The following is an 18,842-nucleotide window of genomic DNA, read 5'->3' on the forward strand; positions in this document are numbered from 1 at the left end:
AGCGCGAGGCGCTGTGCCGGCATGACGGCTCAGCCCCCCGCTGCCTCCCTTGCGTCGTCCACGCGCACATCTACGACTGACCCAAGGCCTGCATGGGAGGAGCTGAGTTCCGCTGTCGACTCCCCCGCTTCCGCCCCGGGCAGGGCGCCCATCTCGGAGGCGCACGTCGACACGGAGCGGACCCCTCGAGGCGCTCCGGCTCAGAAACTACCGGCTCTTCCTTGTAGGACAGCTCCTATCTGTGTCCGGGACGTGGGTCCAGCGTGTCGCCCAGGACTGGCTGGTCCTAGATCTGACCCACGGATCGGGCGTCGCCCTCGGAGTCGTCTCGGCGGTCCAGTACACACCGATGATGCTGCTGAGCTCGTGGGGCGGTCTTCTGGCCGACCGTTACTCCAAGCGCCTTGTCCTCACCGTCACCCAGTCGGTGCTCGCCCTGACAGCGGCGGCGCTCGGCGTCCTTGCCGTGACCGGACACCTCGCACTCGCGCACGTTTACATCCTTGCAGGGCTCATGGGCATCGTCACCGCAGTGGACAATCCCGCCCGTCAGTCTTTCCTGATTGAACTTGTCGGGCGCGAGCGCCTGCCCGCCGCCGTTGGATTGAACTCGGCGACTTTCAACGTCTCTCGCATGGTCGGCCCCGCCATCGGAGGCGCGTTGATCGCGCTCGTGGGCGCCGGTCCCGCCTTCCTGGCCAATGCCGCGTCATTCCTCGCCGTTATTGCCTCGATCGCCCTCATGCGCAAGGATTCTCTGTTCGCCGAGCCGCCCACCGTCAGGGCGCGCGGGCAGATTCGCGCAGGTTGGTCCTACGTCGTCAGGAACCGGCGCGTCGGCTCCACCCTGGGTCTCGTCTTCGTGACGTCGACTTTTGCGATGAACTGGCCCGTTCTGCTGGCCCTGAGCGCGAGGGCGACATACGACACCGGGGCCCAGGGCTACGGGGCACTGCTGACCGCTCTTGCGGTCGGATCACTGGTCGGGGCGCTCGTGTCGGCATGGAGGGGTGCGCCTGCCGTGGCCTACCTTCTGCTGGCCGCTGCGGCGTTCGGCATCGCCGAGGTCGTGGCGGCCCTCATGCCGACCTACGGGACGTTCGTGGTCGCTCTGGTTCCTGTGGGCTTCCTGGCCCTTTCCGTCAACACCACGGCGAACTCCCTGATCCAGATGTCCACTCCCTACGAGCTGCGCGGGCGGGTGATGTCGGTCTTCGTCATGGCGACGGCTGGCGGCATGCCGGTCGGTGGCCCCGTCCTCGGGTATGTCTCCGAAAGGTTCGGCCCGGCCGCAGCCCTGGCCTTCGGCGGTTGGGTTTCACTTGCGGCAGCCTGCGGTGCAGGCCTGGCTGTCTGGCGCGGCGGTCGGGCGGGCGATCAGGCCGCCTCGCCGGAGAACCCGTCAGACAGGGTTGCCGCCGGCCCCGACGGACCCTGAGCCAGCCCTTAGCACCCACTTTGTGCGGTTGGCTCTGCTCCAAGCAGGCACGCTAGGGCCGCTGGACGGCCTCGACCCTCCAGCGGCCCCGCGCCTCCGCCCTCAGTGCCGCGGGCTGCGCGCCTCGCCCGCCGTCTCGGGCGTGTTGAGCCAGCACCGCACCCGGTGCCCTTCGGCCTCGGTGCCAACTTCGGATACCGCCGGCATCTGCGAGAGACACACGGGCATCGCATACGGACACCGGCGTGCGAAGGGGCAGCCTGTCGGGGCGGCAGCCGACGCGGCACCTCCGCCTTGGCCGATGCCGCCAATTTCGTTGGCATCCCGTCCGCGGCGTGCGGGGTCGGGGGCCGAGTCGATCAGCAGCTGCGTGTACGGGTGGGCTGGGTGCTGGGTGACGCTCTCGCTAGGCCCCCGCTCGACGACATGCCCGCGGTACATGACCAGGATCTCGTCCGCGAAGTATCTGGCAGAGGCGATGTCGTGGGTGATGTAGAGGGTACCGAGCTGCTGCTGCTCCTTGAGGCCCGCGAGCAGGTTGAGTATCCCGAGCCTGATCGAGACGTCAAGCATCGAGACCGGTTCATCGAGCAGGAGCACCGAAGGCGAAGCGGCCAGGGTTCTGGCGATCGCGATGCGCTGGAGCTGGCCCCCGGAGAGCTGGTGGGGGTACTTGTCGAGGAACTGGCCTGCGGGGTGGAGCTGGACGGTGGTCAGCAGCTCAACCAGCTTCTCCTCGGTTGGGCGGTGGTCGGCCCGGTTCCCGTGCAGCCGCAGGACCCGGGTGAGCTGGTAGCGGATCGTGTGGATGGGGTTCAGCGATGCGAACGGGTCCTGGAGGAGGAGCTGGACTTCCCCGACGTACCGGCGCCTCTGCCGTCCGGTGCGCGCGTGGACTGGCTTGCCGTGCAGGCGCACCTCTCCGGCCGTGGGGGGCAGGAGCTGGGCGAGAAGGCGGGCGACAGTCGACTTCCCCGAGCCGCTTTCTCCGACGAGCGCCACGGTGGACCCGGCGCGAAGCGTGAGGTCGACGCCTTCGACCGCGACGACCTTCCTCCGCCCTCCTGCAGTGGGGGGTCCGCTGACCTGAAACGTCTTGCCCAGCCCGACTGCTTCCAAAACCGGCTCCTCGGCCGTGCCGGTTAGCGGGGCCATGTCGATTCCCGTGCTCATCGGGGCATCTCCTCCTGGACGAGGGCGTCCACCGGACGCAGCTGTTGGGTCTCCTCGACGTGGTGGCAGGCCACCAGCCGGAACTCCCCGTCGCCGCTGTCGGCTGGGCGGGAGGCCGCCGCCGATGAGGGCAAGGCGAGAAGTGGCGGGTCTTCCTGACGGCAGACTTCGGTCGCGAGCGGACACCTCGGATGGAAGGCGCACCCCGGGGGGATGCTGCGCAGGTTCGGAGCGGCGCCGTCGATCGCCACGAGCTTCCGGCGCGGCCCGCGGAGGACAGGGAAGGACAGGAGCAGTCGGCGGGTGTAGGGGTGGCGGGGCCTGTGCTGGAGCTCGGCGGCGTCCCCGAGCTCCACAATCTCGCCCGCATACATGACCGCGATGCGGTCGGCGACCTCGAGCAGCAGGGACAGGTCGTGGGTGATGAAGATGAACGAGCTGTCGAGCCTGGAACGCAGGTCCATCACGCAGCGGAGGATATCCCGCTGAACCACGACGTCGAGCGAGGTGGTCGGCTCGTCCATGATGACAACGGCCGGGTCCAGCGCGAGGGCCATGGCAATCATGACCCTCTGTCGCTGGCCTCCGGAGAGCTGGTGGGGGTAGGAGCCCAGACGCGAGCGGTCGATTCCGACTAGCTCGAGGAGCTCGGCCGCACGCGCCAGGCGCTCTGCGGAGCCCATCCCGGGCCGGTGCGCTTGGAGCGTGTCCTGGAGCTGGGTGCGCACGGTGAGGACCGGGTTCAGGGAGTTCATGGCCGCTTGGAAGACGACGGCCGTCTCCTCCCAGCGGTAGCGCCGGAGCTCTGCCTGGCTCGCGGAGAGCACCTCGAAGGGCGGCAGCGGCGAGCCGTCCTTGGCCTTGCCGTAGTACTTTACGGACCCTCCGACAACTTCGCCCGGCGAGCGGAGGAGCTTGGTTACGGCGAACGCCAGCGTCGATTTCCCGGACCCGGACTCCCCGGCAATTCCGAGGACCTCTCCGCGCCTCAGGGTCAGGTCCACTCCGCGGACCGCGGGAAGGCCCCCGTGCTCGGTCTGGTAGTCGACACGCAGGCCCTGGACCTCGAGGACCGCGTTGTGGTCCGGGGCGGTGGCCGCTGCCTTGGCGGCGTCGTGGTCGAGCTGGATCAGGCGGCGGGTAAGCCCTGAGCGTTCGCGGGCCGTCTTGACCCTGCCGACTCCGCGGAGCCGCGGGTTGACGACCTCGTCAATGCCGAGGTTGATCAGGGCCAGCCCCATTCCGACCAGGGCCAGGCAGAGCCCCGGAGGCACATACCACCACCAGGCCCCGGTGAGGAACGCGTTGCTCGATTCCGACCAGCGCAGGACCGTGCCCCAACTCCAGGTGGCGACGTCGCCCAGGCCCAGGAACGCCAGGCCGGTCTGTACGACGATGCCGGCGAGCACGCTGAAGATGAAGCCGGTGGCGATGATGGCGGTCTCGTTGGGGAGGATCTCGAACCAGACGATCCTCCATGCTGGCTCCCCCGCGGCCCGGGCCGCTTCGACGTAGTCCCGCTTGCGGATCGACATCGTCTGCGCCCGTAGCTTCCGGGCCCCGTGCGACCACGCGGTCACCGCGATGACGGCCGCCGTCAGGACCCAGCCGACATTCCCCAGGTAGGCGATGATCAAGATCTGCAGGGGCAGAACCGGGATGACGAGGAAGATGTTGGTCCCGAGGGAGAGGATCTCGTCGGCGATGCCGCCGAGGTAACCGGAGGTGATCCCGACCAGGATGGCGACCGTCTCACTGATGAGGGCGGCGAGGAAGCCGACCTCGAGACTGAGCCTTGTCCCGGCCAGAACCTGGGAGAAGACGTCTTCGCCAAGGGCCGTCGTGCCGAACCAGTGCTGAGGAGAGGGGGGCAGCAGGACGTCGGGGCTTGTCGCAGAGGGGTCGTACGGGACAACCCCGGGGCCGATGACGGCGACCACCGCGAACACGGCGAGGATCGCCGTGCCCACGACAACCTTGCGCGAGCGCATCCAGTGGCGCTTGCGGCGCCGGGGGCCGGCACTTGAGACGACTTTGGTGACTTCTGCTGCGGATGTCATGGGTGCCTCACGCGTTCCGGGTACGGGGGTCAAGGACGAAGAAGGTCACGTCCGCGAACAGGTTCGCAGCGAGGACGGCGAAAGTCGTGACGAGGAGGATCGCCTGCAACAGTGGGAAGTCCTGGTTGCTGACGGCTTGGAACATGACGTACCCGATGCCCGGGAAGGAGAAGACCTTCTCCACGAGCAGCGAGCCGCTGACGATGAGTCCCAGTTCCATCGCGAACCCGGCAACCGCGGGCAGGATGGCGTTCCGGGCCGCGTAGTTCAGCATTACCCTCGTCGACGAGAGCCCTTTGGCCTGGGCGACGACGACGTAATCCTCCGACAGGGTCGTCACCATCATGTTGCGCTGCATGAGCATGTGGCCCGCCAGCGAGCCGATCACGATAGTCAGTGCGGGCAGGATCGAGTGGTACAGGACGGTGCCTACGAAGTCGGCGCTCATCGCCGGCGGCAGCGACGGATCGTAGCCGCCGCTGACTGGGAACCAGCCCAGGCCGACGGCGAACACGGCCACGAGCAGGAGCCCGACCCAGAAATGCGGGATCCCGCGCAGGAAGGCCCCGACCGGAAGCATCGAGTCCATCCAGGTACCGCGGCGCCATCCTGCGATGCATCCCAGCAGCGTCCCGAGGAGGGACGCGACCAGGGTCGCGATACCGAGCAGGCCGACGGTCCACGGCAGGCTCTGTCCGACGACCGTGGAGACGGGGGTCGGGAAGTAGGTGAAAGAGAGCCCCAAGTCCCCGTGGAAGAGGTTCTCGAGGTACTCGATGTACTGCTCGAAGAGGCTCTTGCTTCGGTCCAGTCCGAAGGCAACCGCGAGCGCTTCGCTCGCATCCGGTGACAGCTGTCCGTTGAACCGCTCCATCACGGCCTGGACAGGGTCCCCGGGCATGAGCCTCGGGAGGAGGAAATTGATGGTGATGGCAGCCCACGCCGTGACGAGGTAGAACGCCAGGCGCCGTGCGAGGAAGCGCATAATGCCGCCCTCTCTTCGTTCGCTGTCGCGACCGTGACGCCGGCCTCGACTCTGATGACCTTGGACGTGGTTCCCAACAGACTGACCCGCCTTCGACATCGAAGACTTTCTATCAGCTGTTAGTTTTCAACTATAACCTTTACACAACCTTTACACCCTGGTGGTGCGCAGTCAAGCCCATTTCGTCAACGCAACGGTCCTTGATTCCCGTGATCCCTGCCCGGCGGCCACGAGTCGACCGTCGAGGGCCGCATAGCCGAGGGCTTCGTCGCGGGTCATCGAAACCGGGTGCGCAGCCATGCGAGACCCGACGCCGAGTCCTGCCTCGACGTAGTCCTCGAGTGCGGCGTCGTCCATGCCAGGGAGCCGGACGAGGCGGGCGGACTGTGCCCAGTCGAGATGCCGCCTGAGTGACTCGACGGCCTCGCGCGTGGCAGGCTCGAGCACCTCCGGGCGCCGGTCCTCGATCTGGGCCTCGATCCACGACATGCTCGCGGCGCAGGCGAAGCCGTGGGGGACACCGAACCGGGTCGTGAGGTGGTAGGCGAAGGCATGCGCGCCCGTGGTGCGGGTCTGGGCAATCGCCACTCCCGCGACGGCCGCGGACAGCAGCAGCGCGTGGCGCCAGACCAGAGACGAGCGGCGACTTCCGGAGTCCCACCGCAGCTCTGCGGCAGAGGGCGGGTCGATGCGGGCCAAGCAGGCGAGCAGGTGGTCCCTGGCGGCACGGGCGTACACCCGGCTCGTCGGCGTGCCAGCAAGGCTCCATCCGGACTCGATCGAATGGCATAGGGCGTCCAGGGCCGCGGCAAGGCCAGGGCCGTCGGGGCACGTCGCAGTCAGATGCCCGTCCAGGACCGCCAGGTCCGGCCTGCATCCGGGGGTGTCGAGGGACACCTTGGCCGACCCTCGGTAAAGCGTGGCGAAGGGGGTGATCTCCGCACCCGTTCCCGCCGTCGTCGGCGCAGCGACGAGTCGCGGGGGGTCCGGACGCAGTGATTCCGGCCGCCCCTGGAGTCCCCTGTCGAGTTCGCCATGGTAGGGCGAGAGCAGCCTGCCTGCTTTGGCCAGGTCGAGGGCGGAACCGCCTCCGACCGCGATGACGGTGTGTGGTCGGAGTGCCTCGACCGTACGGGAGAGTGCGAGGGCGTCTTCGACGGTGGGGTTCGCTCGGGTGCGACCGTAGTGGTGGGCACCGCTCCGCAGCAGGGCGGCGACGACGGGCACCCCTCGTGCAGTCCGCTCGCTTGCCACGACCAGCACCCGGCCGAGAGACCGGCCCGCGATCCGACCCAGATAAGCGGAGGCCCCCACCCCCTCGACCACCCGTGGGGCATGCCCGACGTTCGAGGCGTCGGTCAGGAGCCTCCGGAGCTCATGCATGGCTCGCCGCCGAGGCTCTTTCGAAAGAGCGCTGCCCGGCCCGCAGCCGCTCGGCGAACTCGGGCAGCGACAGGGAGGCGCCTGCGCGCTCGGGAAGCCTGCCGGAGACGCGTCCGGCGCGCACGACGATCAGGTGCGGGCCATGGGTGGAGGCTGCGAATGCGAGCTGCTGCCGCAGGGACTCAAGGGTGTCGACGGTCGAGGCCGCGAGATAGCCGCAGGCCCGCGCGACGGCAGCGAAGTCGGTCGTCCCCGAGGTGCCCCGCTGGGAGCCCGTGGATTCATAACCGCCGTTGTCGATGATCACATGCACGAGGTTTGCCGGCTGCTCGGCTCCGATCGTCGAGAGGACTCCGAGGTGCATGAGGGCGGCGCCGTCGCCGTCGAGAACCAAGACTTTCTCGTCCGGGCGCGCCGAGGCGTACCCGAGCGCGATCGATGAGACATGCCCCATCGACCCCTGCATATAGAAGTTCCGCGCCCGGTCGGCGGCGTGGTGGAGGTAGCGCGAGGCGTAGCCCGTGGTCCCGAAGATCACGGTGCCCGGCGGGCATGCGGAGCTGATCGCCTCCGCAACGCTGGCGGTGTCGGGGCCCGCGACGCGGGTTGCGGGACTGCTGCCGGGGTGGTGGCCGATGGAGCGGTACGGGAGAAGGAGGAACGCGGATCTGCCGGACTCGACCGCCTGGGCTGCGCGGTCAAGGTCTGGTTCGAGCGATTCTGGGGTGATCACCGTGTGCCAGATCCCCAGATCCGACAGGATCGCCTCGGTCCCTTGACCCATCACGGCGTGCTGGGGTTCGTCTGCATCCTGGTCGGGCCAGCCCCGCATGCTCACGATCCCCAGGACGGGGACCGCGTACGGCTGGCACAGGGACGTCAGGGGATTGATCAGGTTGCCCAGACCGCTGTTCTGGAGGAAGACGGCCTGCCGGCGCCCGGCCAGCTGCGCGCCGGCAGCCTCCGACACAGCGAGCCCCTCATTGGCGGCGGCGCTATAGCGCCCGGCAGAGGTCAAGTGCGCGATCGGTCCGGTGAACGTGCCGCACGGCACTCCGCCGGCGTGGCCCCAGCCACGCGCTGCCAGGGCGGAGACAAATTCGCAGCAGTCGATCACGCTTCCAACTCCAGCCACTGGTCCATGCGCTGCAGCTCGAAGATCTCCTTGACGCTGGCGATGTGGCCTTCAAGGGAGCTCGAGCAGCCGTCGTTGAGCATCATGGTGAAGGCAGAAGTCACGGCGCTGACAGTCGCCCTGAGGCCCTGGTTGGCGTGGATGACGATGGAGGCCCCCGCCCGGCCGGCATCCCGGGCCGTCCACTCGTAGTACGTGGTGGGCACAATCACGACCGGCAGCCTGCCTGCCCAATACCCCATGAACTCCTCGACCTCGTAATGGGTCTTGGCCTTGGAGTGGATGAGGATCGCATCGGCACCGGCATCGGCATAGGCGTGGGCCCGGCGGAGTGCCTCGTCCATCCCGGAACCCGCGATGAGCGATTCGGTGCGGGCTATGACCATGAAGTCTGGATCCGTCTGGGTGGCCTTGGCAACGCGGATCTTGTGGGTGAACTCGGCGATCGGGACGAGCATCTGCCGGTGGTCGGCGAAGCTGTTGACCTTGGGGAAGACCTTGTCCTCGATGCAGATCGCGGCGATGCCGGCGGCCTCGTACTGCTGGACCGTGTACGCAGCGTTGAGCTCGTTGCCGAAGCCCGTATCGCAGTCGGCGATGACGGGCAGCCCGCAGGCCTGGTTCATGATCCGCGCTGCCGCCAGATAGTCGCTGATGCCCAGGAGCCCAGCGTCGGGGAGGGCGTGGGCCGCGGAGATCTCGAGCCCGGAGGCCCAGATGGCCCGGTACCCTGCCCGCTCGGCCAGGACCGCGCCGAGTCCGTCGTGGGCCCCGGCGGTCAGGACGGGGCCTCTACCCTCTTCGATGAGGCGGCGCAGATGTGCAGCTTTGGTCACGACGACTCCTTCTGTCGGCTGGGAATGGATGCGGCCCGGTGCCAGGGCAAGCACCGGGCCACGCTTTTGGGGGCGGTGGGGCGCCGCTACCCGTTCGGGTGCTGCTTGACGTCGATGGCAAGCACCGAGGTGAACCCCGCGGCCAGCGCCACGGCCAGGATCGGCGGCAGAAGGAGCGAATCCTCGAATCCGTTCAGGACGAACCCGGCACCGATGATCAGGACCACGACAACCGAGGCCGCGATCTTCCAGTCGTCTCCGATGATGAAGTCGTACCAGAAGTGGAAGAATCCCTTGACGAATTTCATGGCTCAGACTTCCTCTCGCGCACCGACGGGCTGAACGATTTCGATGACCGGCACCTGGTCGGCAGGAACCTTGAGGACCCTGACGAGGATGAAGGAGAGCAGCATCCATCCCGCGAGGATCGGCAGGAGCACCAGGTCGGACATCACCCACTCCAGGCTCGTGTGGGAAGGAGTCAGGGCACCTAGGCCCTCGACAGCCCAGAAGGTCCCGAAGGTGGCGAGTAGGAGCCCGACGCCGAACTTGAGCGTGTTCTCGGGGACCTTGGTCAGCGGGGCGTGGACGACGATCGCGGCAAGCAGAACGACGACGACGGCGGCAACGGCGCCGAGGATGGCCACGGGCATGTTGTGGGCGTTCAGCCCGAACGTGATGACGATAAAGACGACTTCCACACCTTCGAGGAAGGTGCCCTTGAAGCTGACCACGAAGGAGAACCAGTCGAGCCCGAAGCGGACCTTGTTGCCCGCTGCGGCCGCCGCGTTGACCTTGTTCTGGTAGATCCGCGCCTCGTCATGCATGGCCTTCCGGCCCGCCGAGCGCAGGATCGCCTTCTTGAGCCACTGCAGCCCGAAGATCAGCAGGAGGATCCCCACGATGAGTTGCAGGCTCGAGCGCGGGAGCCAGTTCGCCAGCGCATACCCCGTCGCTGCGGTGAAACCGGCCAAGGCTACGAGTGCGACCCCGACGCCCGTCAGTGTGGACTTCCAGCTCCGGGTCATGCCCATGGCGAGAACGATGGTCAGCGCTTCGACCATTTCTACGATTGCGGCCACGAACACGGAGATGGCCAAGCCCCAGTCGGTACTTGAACCCATGACTACCACCCTTCTGGTTCTCTTGAGTTGGTTCGTCAATACCGTAACAGCTGTTACTTCCACTACGCAACACGCAGGCGTGATGTGATTAGCACTAGGTTAGACTCTCGCCCTCACGGAAGAAACCTCTCTCCGTCAGCCTCCTCACACCCCGCTGAATATCGGCCGTCAAGGCTCTAGATGCTGGCCTGTCACTGCCTCCAGCTACCATTGAAGTGCCCCGACGGAGGAGACCCCATGAGCGTCAGCACGAACAAGCCCGCGGCAAAGTCCACGGCGAAGCAGGCAGCACCGGACCACGGGACCGGCACGCCGGAGCACCCCGCAACCCAGCAGTCGGTGACCTGGCTGATCCTCGTGTACCGGGTCCCCAGCGAGCCGACCCGCCTCCGCGCGGCCGTGTGGCGGCGCCTGCGCAATCTCGGGGCGATCTACATGCAGAACTCCGCCGCGGCTGTGCCGCGGACCGCCCAGAGCGAGCGAGCCATGCGCACACTGCGCAACGAGATCGTCGAGTCGATGGCCGGGAAGGCCTTCCTGGTCAACTCGACATCGATCATTGGTGAGAACGAGCTCGTGGACATGTTCAACGAGGCCCGCAACGACGAGTACGAGGAGATCCTCGACAAGTGCCGCGACTTTCACGCCGGAGTGGAGAAGGAAGTCAAGGAAGAGCACTTCACCTATGGCGAGCTGGAGGAGAACGAGGAGGACCTCGGCAAGCTCCGCGGCTGGTACGAGAAGGTCAAGGCGCGCGACGTGCTGGGCGCACCCCTGGCTGGAAAGGTCGCCGAGGCCCTCGAGGAGTGCACCACCACTCTGGAGGAGTTCGCCGCCCGCGTGTACGAGGCCGACAACGCAGCCATGTGAGCAGAAGATGGCCCCTTGTGAAAAGTAACAGCTGATAGGTCTACCTTCTGTATATCGTTAGTGCTACGGTGAAATAACTAGCGATCGAGGGGCACGGCCCGCCGGCTCGGCGAGACGGAGTCCCTCCCAGAAGGAGGGTTCAATGGCTGAATCCCAGGAGCCGCGCTTCGCGCTGCGGCTTGGCTCGAAGGCTTCGTGGCTCGCCTACGTCGCGCAGGAGCTCAAGTACTTCGACGACGAGAATCTGGACGTGACCCTGCTGAACAAGCAGCAGATCAAGGACCTCGAGGCTGGCGGAGATCATCTCGAGGCCCAGGTGAACTGGTTCCAGCACGCGGTCTTCGGTGTAGTGAACGGCAAGCCCCAGCTGGCCGTTATGGTTCTGCACGACTCACCGGGCATCACTGTCATGGTGGCCTCATCCGTCAAAGACCAGATCCAGAGCGCGGCCGACTTCGCCGGGCGCCGGATCGCCGAGGGCGCAAGCCGCTCGGCCAAGGGCATCCTCACCAACTACCTCGCAACCAGAGCAGGACTTCCGAGCGGGAGCTACACACCGGTGCTAGCCCAGCTCGACGGACGCCGCGAAGCCGTTACCAAAGGCCTAGAGGACGGCACGGTCGACGTGCTGACCTTCATGGAGCCGATGATCTCGTTCATGAGGGACACGGGCCTGGTATCCACGCTCTACGACTGCAGCACGAGGGACGCCACTGTCGCCGAGCTCGGAGCCGTCTGGCCGGCCGAATCCGTGCTAGTCACCCCTGAGTTCGCCAAGGAACACCCCGAGATCGTCCAGCGCCTCGTCAACGCGATGAAGCGGACCCTCGACTACGTACGCTCGAGCACCGCCGAGGGCATCGCCGAGCTCCTGGCTACGACATACCTCGCAGGCAAGGAGCCCGCAGACGCCGTCCAGGCGATCGCCAAGCGGTGGCCGACCCTCTCCCAGGGGGAATACACGATCTCGCCAGAATCAGCCCAGCTGATTGTCGACGCGATCAAAGCCGCACCCTTCGACGACAGCGAAAGCGGCCACATCCGCGCCAAGGCCAAGGCGGCCGACATCGACCCCTCCACCCTCTACACCAACGCATTCGTCGAGGAGAGCACCAGCGTCCTCTCCTGAGGCACTCCGCTCCACCGGAATCCGGCGAGGGCCCTGCCCAGGGCCCTCGCCGGACCCGTCTTCCGGACCCGTCTATCGAAGAGGTCCCACCGCGCGTGCGTAACTACGATGCAAGGAGCATCTATGACCTACCTGAAGTTTCCCGAGGAGGCCCGCGAAGCTGCGGCTGCCAACCAGTTCGACTCCCCCGCGGTGCGAGCGTTCCGACATGACGTCCTCACCAGCACCGACTGGGTCGAACACGGTCTGGCCATCATCGACGGGATCCCGGTTGCTGACCCTCTGGTCGGAGGAGAGTACGCCAAGGCCGTATCGTCGAGCCTCGGCAGCTTGCTCCCCCAAGACGGCGCTGGAGCCCAGATCCGCGAAGTCCGCTACCGCGGATTGAAGCTCGGCGAAGGAGCCACCGGCCGATACTCGGACAGCCGCGAGGGAGGCCAATTCCACACGGACGGCCCGCACCGGCCCAACGACGCCCCCGACTGGTTCGCCCTCCTGTGCATCCGGCAGGCCGCCGTGGGCGGCGGGCTCATCCTCATCCTGACCGAGGACCTCATCAAGCGCCTCGACCCCGACACGGTCGCCGTGCTCGAGGAGCCGTTCCTGTTCGACCAACGAGAAGACGGGACAGCACCCGTCAGCCGGCCGATCCTCGCCCACCAGCCCAGCGGGCGCTGGCACGTGAACTACCTGCGCGAATACATCGAACTCGGCCACCGGCATCCGCTGGGCCAGCCCCTCACCGACCGTCAGGCCGCGGCCTTGGACGCCTTCGACGCACAGATCGCGGAAGCGGTGGCGGCCCCCAACAGGATCGAGGTCAAGCTAGCACCCGGACAGATGGCCGTCATCGACAACAGGCGCCTGCTTCACGGCCGCACCACTTTCGGCGACGACCCCCAGGACCGGGACCGGCTGATGCTGCGGACGTGGGTCCGCGAACTGGTCCCAGTCGAGTCGGCGGCCGGCGCTGCGCCCACCGCTGGCTTCGCCAGCGACCGCTGACTCACAGTGACGCGCCGCCCCCTCGGGAGACGGCGCCTCTCTTTTTTACTCACGAACGAGACGTCCGGCGCCGGCATGTTTCTCGCAACAGACACCCCGAGGGTCGGGGGCCGGCGCCGGATCCCGCACCCATCGGACGCGGACAACGCCAATGCTGGTGACCTTGCCGTCAGCCGGCGGTCTCCCCCTTGGGCGACCCTTGGCCGTTGGCAGACGCCTGCTTCGCCTGCACGTCCGCAAGCACGCGGGCGTGGATCTCTTCGGAGAGAACGTGGATCAGGCGGGTCAGTTCGGTGTTCTCCGTCAACAGGGTCTCCTGCTCGCGGTAGTCGCGGTCGGCCTTGGCCTGCTGGAAGGACGCCTGCCGATTCTGCCCGATCATGACGAAAGTCGAGAGGAAGATCGCCTCGAGCGAGACGACGAGCGTCAAAGTCGGCCACGGCGACGGCTCGACCCACAGCATCCACACCGCGAAGAGCACGATGTGGATGTAGACGAACCACATGGAGCCCGCGAAGGACGTGATCGCGTCGGCGATGCGAAGCTGCAGGCTAGCCGCGCGACGCTCGGCCTCCGCCAGCACCGCCGGGTGGAGCGCCGAGAGATCGGCCCTCTTCAGCAGCAGTCGCGGGCGCAGGTGTGGGGCTGGGTGCTTCACGGTGACGGTGGTGGTGCCAGCAGCCTGGGTCATGGAAGTCTCCGAGGTGAGAGGCGGGCCGGTCCCGCCGGTCTAGGACTGAGCCTAGACGGCGGCGTGTGAAATGCTCGGACACGTGGCGGACGAACCGACAGCAGAAGAATCCTGGACCTCACGCGGCCGGCGCGTGGTGCACAGCGGGCGCATGACGTTGGCGAAGCATTCCGTGAGGCTCCCCGACGGCACCGAGAGCGAGTACGAGGTCGACGAAAGCGCCCCGTTCGCCGTGGCAACACTGCTCTACGACGGCGAGCACGTCTTCCTGACCCGCCAGTACCGGTACCCGATCGACCAGTGGATCTACGACCTGCCCGGCGGCGCTGGAGACCCCGGCGAGGAACCGGCCGAGGCAGCGCGCCGCGAACTCGAGGAGGAGCTCGGGCTCGTCGCGCAGGACCTGCGCCCGCTGCATACCTTCTACACCAACCCCGGCCGCTCGGCCTGGCCCGTCCACCTGTTCACGTGCACGTCCACGACGGTCGGCACCGCACACGTCGACGACCCCGCCGAGCAAATCAGGCTGGTCCGAATGCCGCTGGCACGGCTCGACGCGCTCTTGGCGGCCCACCAGATTGTCGACTCAAGCCTCCTGATCGCGCGCGCGATGGCCGCCGTCACGGGCTTCCTGCCGCCCATCCGACCATGTCGGTGACCGAAGACGACCTCGCCTCGACTCGGGTCCGGACCGCGCCGGCGCGGCAGACGCCATCCGCAAGAATGTCTCGTATAGCGCCGCCCAACAGCCAGTCGAAAGGGATCCACCATGCCGGCCACTCCCGCCGAGCCCGAGACAATCAGCTGCGCCGCATGCGGTGTCGAGTTCGGCCCCGATCGCGACGCGCTGCCCGAGGTCTGTCCTATCTGCGACGACGAGCGGCAGTACGTCCCCGCCACCGGCCAGGCCTGGATCACACAGGCCGAATGGGCCAGCCGCGCCGAAGTTCGAGTTGCCGAGCTCGGTCCGGACCAATGGGGCATCACCGCACAGAACGTCGGCATCAGCCAGACCATGCAGCTCGTGCGCACCCCGGCCGGCGTTCTCCTCTGGGATCCCACCGGGTTCGTTGATCTGGGGACCGCGGAGTTCATCCGCTCGCTGGGGACCGTGCTCGCGATCGTTGCCAGCCACCCGCACATGTATGGAGCGCAGGTCGCCTGGTCCCGCGCCCTGGGGGATCCTCCGGTTCTGGTCAACGCGGCCGACGGCGCGTGGGTCCAGCGCCGCGACCCGGTGCTGAAGGAGTGGGCGGGCACGCTCGCCCTGGCCGACGGGCTTGAACTGCGCACGCTCGGCGGGCATTTCCCCGGGAGCGCGATCGCGCACTGGTCCGCGGGGGCCGATGGCGGCGGGGTGGTCCTGGCCGGCGACACCATCATGGTCAACAGCGATCGCCAGACAGTCAGCTTCCTGCGCAGCTATCCCAACCGCATCCCGCTCTCCGGCGCCGTCGTCGAAAGGATCGCCCGCGACATGTCCGAGCTGAGCTACCGGCAGCTGTGGTCGAACTTCGGCATCGCCATCACCGACGGCGCCGACCTCAAGGTGCAGCAGTCGGCGCAGCGGCAGATCCAGTGGATGCGCGGGGACTTCGACCACCTCACGTGACGTTGGCGAGACGAACGACGACGGCGAGCGGCCGCCGTCGTCCGTCCCGCAACGACTGCTAGTCCTGGTTCGTGCGCAGCCAGATCGGGTTGGTCAGGGCAGCCATGGGGCCGAAGCTCAGGCTGGGGCCCATCGACGTCCCGCCGGGCTTGCCGTCCGCCATGGGGTGGCGGACCTCCGCGCGCAGATACGCGGCGATCTCCGGGCGAGTCACCCACGTGACGGTTCCGGATCCGGAGGCCGGCAGGGTGGTCTGAAGCATCTGGCCCTCGTCGGTGAACAGCCGCACGGTGCCATTGGGGACGCCCGCAACGTCAACGGTCACGGTGATGTTCTCGTCTGGCTTCGCCTTCAGGACGTCGCCGATGCCCGCCTGCTGACCACCCGCGGACTTGGCCGTGAACGTCAGGCTCACGTCCGCCGACTCCGCGATCCAGGACCGCCCCGCCTTGAGCCCGGCGAGGATCGCGTCGCGGGAGAGGCCGTCGGCGAGGACAACGTTGTGCGGCCGGCCGATCGTGTCGGTGGGGTTGTGGGCGTCGCTGTTGCCGAAGGCCGGCAGCCACTTCTTGCCGGTGCGAGCGGCGTCCGCGAGCAGGTTGTCCCACGTCGAGACGGCCGCATCGTCGTCCCAGCCCCACGGGCCGGTCCACACCTCGGTGCCGTCGAGCCCTTCCCACCCGAACTTCCACTCGCTGGCAATCCACGGGCAGTACATGTGGGCCGCGACGTTGAGTCCGCCGGCCTCCCGCACGCGCTCCTGGAACTTGTCGAACACCTTGTCGCGCGCGCGGTAGCGCCAGTCGATGAATTCGCCCGGAGTGGTGCCGAGCGCGAGCCAGTGCCCGTTGCGGGTCGTGACCTCCTCGCCCGTGATGATGAGCAGGTCCTCACCCGCGAGCGGACCCCAGACGCCGTGCGAGGCGCTCGTGTTGTGGTCCGTCGAGACCATGAAGTCGAGCTTGCGCGCCCGAGCGCCCGCCGCGACCTGCTCGGGCGTGTTGCGCCCGTCCGAGTACACGCTGTGCAGGTGGCAGTCGCCGCGGTACCAGTCCCGGCCGCGTCCCTTGGCGCTCGTGGCGGGGTACGACGGCGTGAAGGCCGCGCCAGGCTCACCGGCGGTGAGCGTCACCTGGACCTCGTAGTCCATGCCCTGCGGCGCGACCTGGTACGGGCCGAGGACAATGTGCCACGTCCCGGGCATCACGTCGCCCGGGAGATAGCCCGGCGTTGCTTCCGAACTGCTGATCGAGAACTCGGTGCGGAACCCGCCGGACCAGCCGCGGAAACCCTCGCCGCCAACGTCGATACCGCGTGCGTCGAAGATGCCGATATCGCACGCGTTGCCCGGCGTGCCCGCCGGCACCGAGGGTTTCGAGTAGGTGTACGAGACCGAGATCTTGGCCGTCCCAGCCGGCACGACGACGGGCAGGTACACGAAGTCCGGGGCGCCCGGGACCAAGTGACCGGTGATCTTCTTCGTCTGGGCCGCATCCGCCGTGTCCGCGCGGGCGGGCTCGGCGAACACCATCGGAGCAAGCGCGATCCCGGCGCCGGTTCCGAGGGCGGCAAGCAGCGCACGTCGCGAGAAATCATGGTTGGCGATGTCTGACGGACGAACGTTCGGGAGAGAATTCATGCCGTCAACGATTTCCCCGCCGGGCATCTCGCACGTGGCCGGGAAGTGAACTGCGCGAGGCGAGGAGCTAGTGCTTCAGGTCCACGAGTTCCTGCAGCACCTGATCGCTCGTCGTGATGATGCGCGCGTTCGCCTGGAACCCGCGCTGCGCGACGATGAGGTTCGTGAACTCTTGGGACAGGTCGACGTTAGACATCTCGAGCGCGCCCCCGGCCAGGGACCCGAACCCCGGATCCCCGGCCTGGCCCACTTGCGCGGTGCCCGAGTTCGCCGTGCTCGTGTAGGCCGAGTCGCCGGTCTTCTCGAGGCCCGCGGGGTTCGTGAACTTCGCGAGCGCGATCCGGCCCACGGTCTGCTTGAGCCCGTTGCTGAACGCCCCCACGAGCGAGCCGTCTCCGCCCAGCGTGAAGGATTCGAGTGTCCCGGCGGCGGAGCCGTTCTGGCCCGTGGCCGCGACCGTCGTCATCCCGGCATAGCCCGTCACCGCGCTGAGGTCCACAGTGATCCCGCCGACCGCGAGCGCGCCGCCGGACGTGAGCTTGCCGTTCGTGAAAGCGAGCGAGCCAGCGCCCGTGGTCCCGTTGGCGTCCGCGCCGGAGACGTCCCAGCCGCCCGCGGAGCGCGTGAACGTGAGCGCGAGATTGCGGGCCACGCCATTCGCGTCGTACACGCGGAGGTCCCGCTCGAGCGAAGTCCCCGAGGCCGCGTCCGAGGGAAGGTTGCCGTCCACCGAGGCGGTCGTCGTCGCGATGGCGGCGATGGTTGCGGTCGGCGAGAGGGTGATGTTGCCGATCGGCGAACCCGTGTTGACGTTCCCCGCGGCGTCCGCGGTCCAGCCCTGGAGGAGGCCGCCGTCGGGCGCAACGAGCCGCCCGGAGGCGTCGAAGCCGAAGGACCCCGCGCGCGTGAAGAGCTGCTGACCTCCGCGGCTCGTGATGAAGAACCCGTCACCGGAGATCATCATGTCCGTCGCCTTGCCGGTGGACTGCGCCGAGCCCTGGTTGAAGTTCGTGGTCACTGCCGCGACCTTCACGCCGAGGCCGATCTGGGCGGGGTTCGTCCCGCCCGTCGCGGCCTGCGGGCCGGACGCGCCCTGGGTGAGCTGCGAGAGGGTGTCCTCGAACTCCGTCGACGATCCCTTGAAGCCCACCGTGTTGACGTTGGCGATGTTGTTGCCCGTGACGTCGAGCATGGTCTGGTGGGCGCGCAGGCCCGAGATGCCTGAGTAGAGCGAGCGGAGCATGGCACTGCCTTTCTAGCCGGTGATTCCGGTGATCGAATCGAGAGAGATCGACGCGCCGCCCACGGTTACGGTCGGCGTCGTGCCGCTGTAGGAGACGGAGCTCGCGGTGCCGCTGCCCGCGCTGCCGTCCGCGGCGAGGTACGTGACGGCCTTCCCGATGAGGGCGGCGGCCGCCGCGCGCTGCTGGACGCTGAGCCCAGCGGTGCTGTCCGAGGCGAGCTGGGTGAGCTTCTCCATCATGGCGAGCTGCGTGGTCTGGTTGATCATCGCGTTCGTATCCATGGGCGAGCTCGGGTCCTGGTTCTTGAGCTGCGTGACCAGGAGGTCCATGAACACGCTCGAGTCCATGGATTGCTTCGGCGTCCGAGTCGGTGCGGCGGAGGTCAGGCTCGTCGCGCCGACAGGGCTGCTCGCGGCCGCCCCTCCGACCGGGCTGCTCACGGGGCTGATGGTCATGGTGTGCCTTCCTTGGTCACGCGAGGATGTCGAGGCTCGTGTCGGCGCTGGAGCGCACCAGCG

The 18,842-nt window shown here is 67.7% G+C and carries 19 protein-coding genes; 7 read left to right on the forward strand and 12 right to left on the reverse strand.

Going from position 1 to position 18,842, the window contains the following annotated elements:
- The first annotated feature begins 112 nt into the window (after positions 1-112).
- Entirely contained in the window at positions 113-1,438 is a 1,326-nt protein-coding gene (locus tag ACLN58_RS02715) for an MFS transporter (RefSeq protein ID WP_415853758.1), read from the forward strand.
- 102 nt (positions 1,439-1,540) lie between these two features.
- On the opposite strand, the gene ACLN58_RS02720 is transcribed toward ACLN58_RS02715, so the two are convergent.
- From ACLN58_RS02720 to ACLN58_RS02755, 8 genes are all read right to left on the reverse strand, one after another.
- Positions 1,541-2,611, reverse strand: a complete 1,071-nt coding sequence (locus ACLN58_RS02720; protein WP_415853740.1) for an ABC transporter ATP-binding protein — start codon at positions 2,609-2,611, stop codon at positions 1,541-1,543.
- Positions 2,608-4,671 (reverse strand): dipeptide/oligopeptide/nickel ABC transporter permease/ATP-binding protein, encoded by a 2,064-nt coding sequence (locus ACLN58_RS02725; protein ID WP_415853741.1) that lies wholly within the window; start codon positions 4,669-4,671, stop codon positions 2,608-2,610. Before ACLN58_RS02725 ends, ACLN58_RS02720 begins: the two co-directional genes overlap by 4 nt.
- 7 nt (positions 4,672-4,678) lie before the next feature.
- Positions 4,679-5,656: an ABC transporter permease gene (locus tag ACLN58_RS02730; protein ID WP_415853742.1), complete on the reverse strand. Its 978-nt coding sequence runs from the start codon at positions 5,654-5,656 to the stop codon at positions 4,679-4,681.
- A gap of 171 nt (positions 5,657-5,827) precedes the next feature.
- Positions 5,828-7,039, reverse strand: coding sequence for an iron-containing alcohol dehydrogenase (locus ACLN58_RS02735; protein WP_415853743.1), 1,212 nt, complete (start codon positions 7,037-7,039; stop codon positions 5,828-5,830).
- Positions 7,032-8,174 (reverse strand): phosphonopyruvate decarboxylase, encoded by a 1,143-nt coding sequence (gene aepY / locus ACLN58_RS02740; protein ID WP_415853744.1) that lies wholly within the window; start codon positions 8,172-8,174, stop codon positions 7,032-7,034. Before aepY ends, ACLN58_RS02735 begins: the two co-directional genes overlap by 8 nt.
- The gene (locus tag ACLN58_RS02745) at positions 8,153-9,010 is read right to left on the reverse strand and encodes an isocitrate lyase/phosphoenolpyruvate mutase family protein (RefSeq protein WP_415853745.1); all 858 of its coding nucleotides are present in this window, start codon (positions 9,008-9,010) and stop codon (positions 8,153-8,155) included. The genes aepY and ACLN58_RS02745 overlap by 22 nt, the downstream gene beginning before the upstream one ends.
- Positions 9,011-9,096: 86 nt before the next feature.
- Positions 9,097-9,318: a hypothetical protein gene (locus tag ACLN58_RS02750; protein WP_415853746.1), complete on the reverse strand. Its 222-nt coding sequence runs from the start codon at positions 9,316-9,318 to the stop codon at positions 9,097-9,099.
- Positions 9,319-9,321: 3 nt separating this feature from the next.
- On the reverse strand, positions 9,322-10,134 hold the full coding sequence (locus ACLN58_RS02755; RefSeq protein ID WP_415853747.1) for a COG4280 domain-containing protein: 813 nt from the start codon (positions 10,132-10,134) through the stop codon (positions 9,322-9,324).
- Between the two features lie 237 nt (positions 10,135-10,371).
- On the opposite strand from ACLN58_RS02755, the gene ACLN58_RS02760 reads away from it, so the two are divergent.
- The 3 genes from ACLN58_RS02760 (at position 10,372) to ACLN58_RS02770 (ending at position 13,138) form a co-directional block, all read left to right on the forward strand.
- Positions 10,372-11,004, forward strand: a complete 633-nt coding sequence (locus tag ACLN58_RS02760; protein WP_415853748.1) for a Chromate resistance protein ChrB — start codon at positions 10,372-10,374, stop codon at positions 11,002-11,004.
- Positions 11,005-11,146: 142 nt separating this feature from the next.
- The gene (locus ACLN58_RS02765; RefSeq protein WP_415853749.1) at positions 11,147-12,133 is read left to right on the forward strand and encodes an ABC transporter substrate-binding protein; all 987 of its coding nucleotides are present in this window, start codon (positions 11,147-11,149) and stop codon (positions 12,131-12,133) included.
- Between the two features lie 123 nt (positions 12,134-12,256).
- Entirely contained in the window at positions 12,257-13,138 is an 882-nt protein-coding gene (locus tag ACLN58_RS02770) for a TauD/TfdA family dioxygenase (RefSeq protein ID WP_415853750.1), read from the forward strand.
- Between the two features lie 169 nt (positions 13,139-13,307).
- Here ACLN58_RS02770 and ACLN58_RS02775 read toward each other — a convergent pair whose 3' ends face one another.
- Positions 13,308-13,829, reverse strand: coding sequence for a DUF1003 domain-containing protein (locus ACLN58_RS02775; protein ID WP_415853751.1), 522 nt, complete (start codon positions 13,827-13,829; stop codon positions 13,308-13,310).
- 151 nt (positions 13,830-13,980) lie between these two features.
- On the opposite strand from ACLN58_RS02775, the gene ACLN58_RS02780 reads away from it, so the two are divergent.
- Positions 13,981-14,487 carry an NUDIX hydrolase gene (locus ACLN58_RS02780; protein ID WP_415853752.1) on the forward strand — a complete coding sequence of 169 codons (507 nt, stop codon included), beginning with the start codon at positions 13,981-13,983 and terminating at the stop codon, positions 14,485-14,487.
- A 111-nt stretch (positions 14,488-14,598) separates the two neighbouring features.
- Complete coding sequence (locus ACLN58_RS02785) at positions 14,599-15,441, forward strand: hydrolase (RefSeq protein WP_415853753.1); 843 nt, start codon at positions 14,599-14,601, stop codon at positions 15,439-15,441.
- 58 nt (positions 15,442-15,499) lie between these two features.
- On the opposite strand, the gene ACLN58_RS02790 is transcribed toward ACLN58_RS02785, so the two are convergent.
- The 3 genes from ACLN58_RS02790 to ACLN58_RS02800 form a co-directional block, all read right to left on the reverse strand.
- On the reverse strand, positions 15,500-17,080 hold the full coding sequence (locus tag ACLN58_RS02790) for a CehA/McbA family metallohydrolase (RefSeq protein ID WP_415853754.1): 1,581 nt from the start codon (positions 17,078-17,080) through the stop codon (positions 15,500-15,502).
- A 67-nt stretch (positions 17,081-17,147) separates the two neighbouring features.
- The gene (locus ACLN58_RS02795) at positions 17,148-18,323 is read right to left on the reverse strand and encodes a flagellar hook protein FlgE (protein WP_415853755.1); all 1,176 of its coding nucleotides are present in this window, start codon (positions 18,321-18,323) and stop codon (positions 17,148-17,150) included.
- 12 nt (positions 18,324-18,335) lie between these two features.
- Positions 18,336-18,671 carry a flagellar hook capping FlgD N-terminal domain-containing protein gene (locus ACLN58_RS02800; RefSeq protein WP_415853756.1) on the reverse strand — a complete coding sequence of 112 codons (336 nt, stop codon included), beginning with the start codon at positions 18,669-18,671 and terminating at the stop codon, positions 18,336-18,338.
- On the opposite strand from ACLN58_RS02800, the gene ACLN58_RS02805 reads away from it, so the two are divergent.
- Positions 18,652-18,842 (forward strand): hypothetical protein (locus ACLN58_RS02805; protein WP_415853757.1); only part of this gene is annotated, 191 nt, incomplete at its 3' end. The two genes, ACLN58_RS02800 and ACLN58_RS02805, sit on opposite strands and share 20 nt — an antisense overlap.

The organism is Sinomonas sp. G460-2 (assembly GCF_047759905.1).
Lineage (GTDB): Bacteria > Actinomycetota > Actinomycetes > Actinomycetales > Micrococcaceae > Sinomonas.

Coding starts and splice junctions, on each gene's coding strand:
- ACLN58_RS02720 (WP_415853740.1), bottom strand. CDS start 2,611: ATGAGCACGGGAATCGACATGGCCCCGCTAACCGGCACGGCCGAGGAG.
- ACLN58_RS02725 (WP_415853741.1), bottom strand. CDS start 4,671: ATGACATCCGCAGCAGAAGTCACCAAAGTCGTCTCAAGTGCCGGCCCC.
- ACLN58_RS02730 (WP_415853742.1), bottom strand. CDS start 5,656: ATGCGCTTCCTCGCACGGCGCCTGGCGTTCTACCTCGTCACGGCGTGG.
- ACLN58_RS02735 (WP_415853743.1), bottom strand. CDS start 7,039: ATGCATGAGCTCCGGAGGCTCCTGACCGACGCCTCGAACGTCGGGCAT.
- ACLN58_RS02750 (WP_415853746.1), bottom strand. CDS start 9,318: ATGAAATTCGTCAAGGGATTCTTCCACTTCTGGTACGACTTCATCATC.
- ACLN58_RS02755 (WP_415853747.1), bottom strand. CDS start 10,134: ATGGGTTCAAGTACCGACTGGGGCTTGGCCATCTCCGTGTTCGTGGCC.
- ACLN58_RS02760 (WP_415853748.1), top strand. CDS start 10,372: ATGAGCGTCAGCACGAACAAGCCCGCGGCAAAGTCCACGGCGAAGCAG.
- ACLN58_RS02765 (WP_415853749.1), top strand. CDS start 11,147: ATGGCTGAATCCCAGGAGCCGCGCTTCGCGCTGCGGCTTGGCTCGAAG.
- ACLN58_RS02770 (WP_415853750.1), top strand. CDS start 12,257: ATGACCTACCTGAAGTTTCCCGAGGAGGCCCGCGAAGCTGCGGCTGCC.
- ACLN58_RS02775 (WP_415853751.1), bottom strand. CDS start 13,829: ATGACCCAGGCTGCTGGCACCACCACCGTCACCGTGAAGCACCCAGCC.
- ACLN58_RS02780 (WP_415853752.1), top strand. CDS start 13,981: ATGACGTTGGCGAAGCATTCCGTGAGGCTCCCCGACGGCACCGAGAGC.
- ACLN58_RS02785 (WP_415853753.1), top strand. CDS start 14,599: ATGCCGGCCACTCCCGCCGAGCCCGAGACAATCAGCTGCGCCGCATGC.
- ACLN58_RS02790 (WP_415853754.1), bottom strand. CDS start 17,080: ATGAATTCTCTCCCGAACGTTCGTCCGTCAGACATCGCCAACCATGAT.
- ACLN58_RS02795 (WP_415853755.1), bottom strand. CDS start 18,323: ATGCTCCGCTCGCTCTACTCAGGCATCTCGGGCCTGCGCGCCCACCAG.
- ACLN58_RS02800 (WP_415853756.1), bottom strand. CDS start 18,671: ATGGACTCGAGCGTGTTCATGGACCTCCTGGTCACGCAGCTCAAGAAC.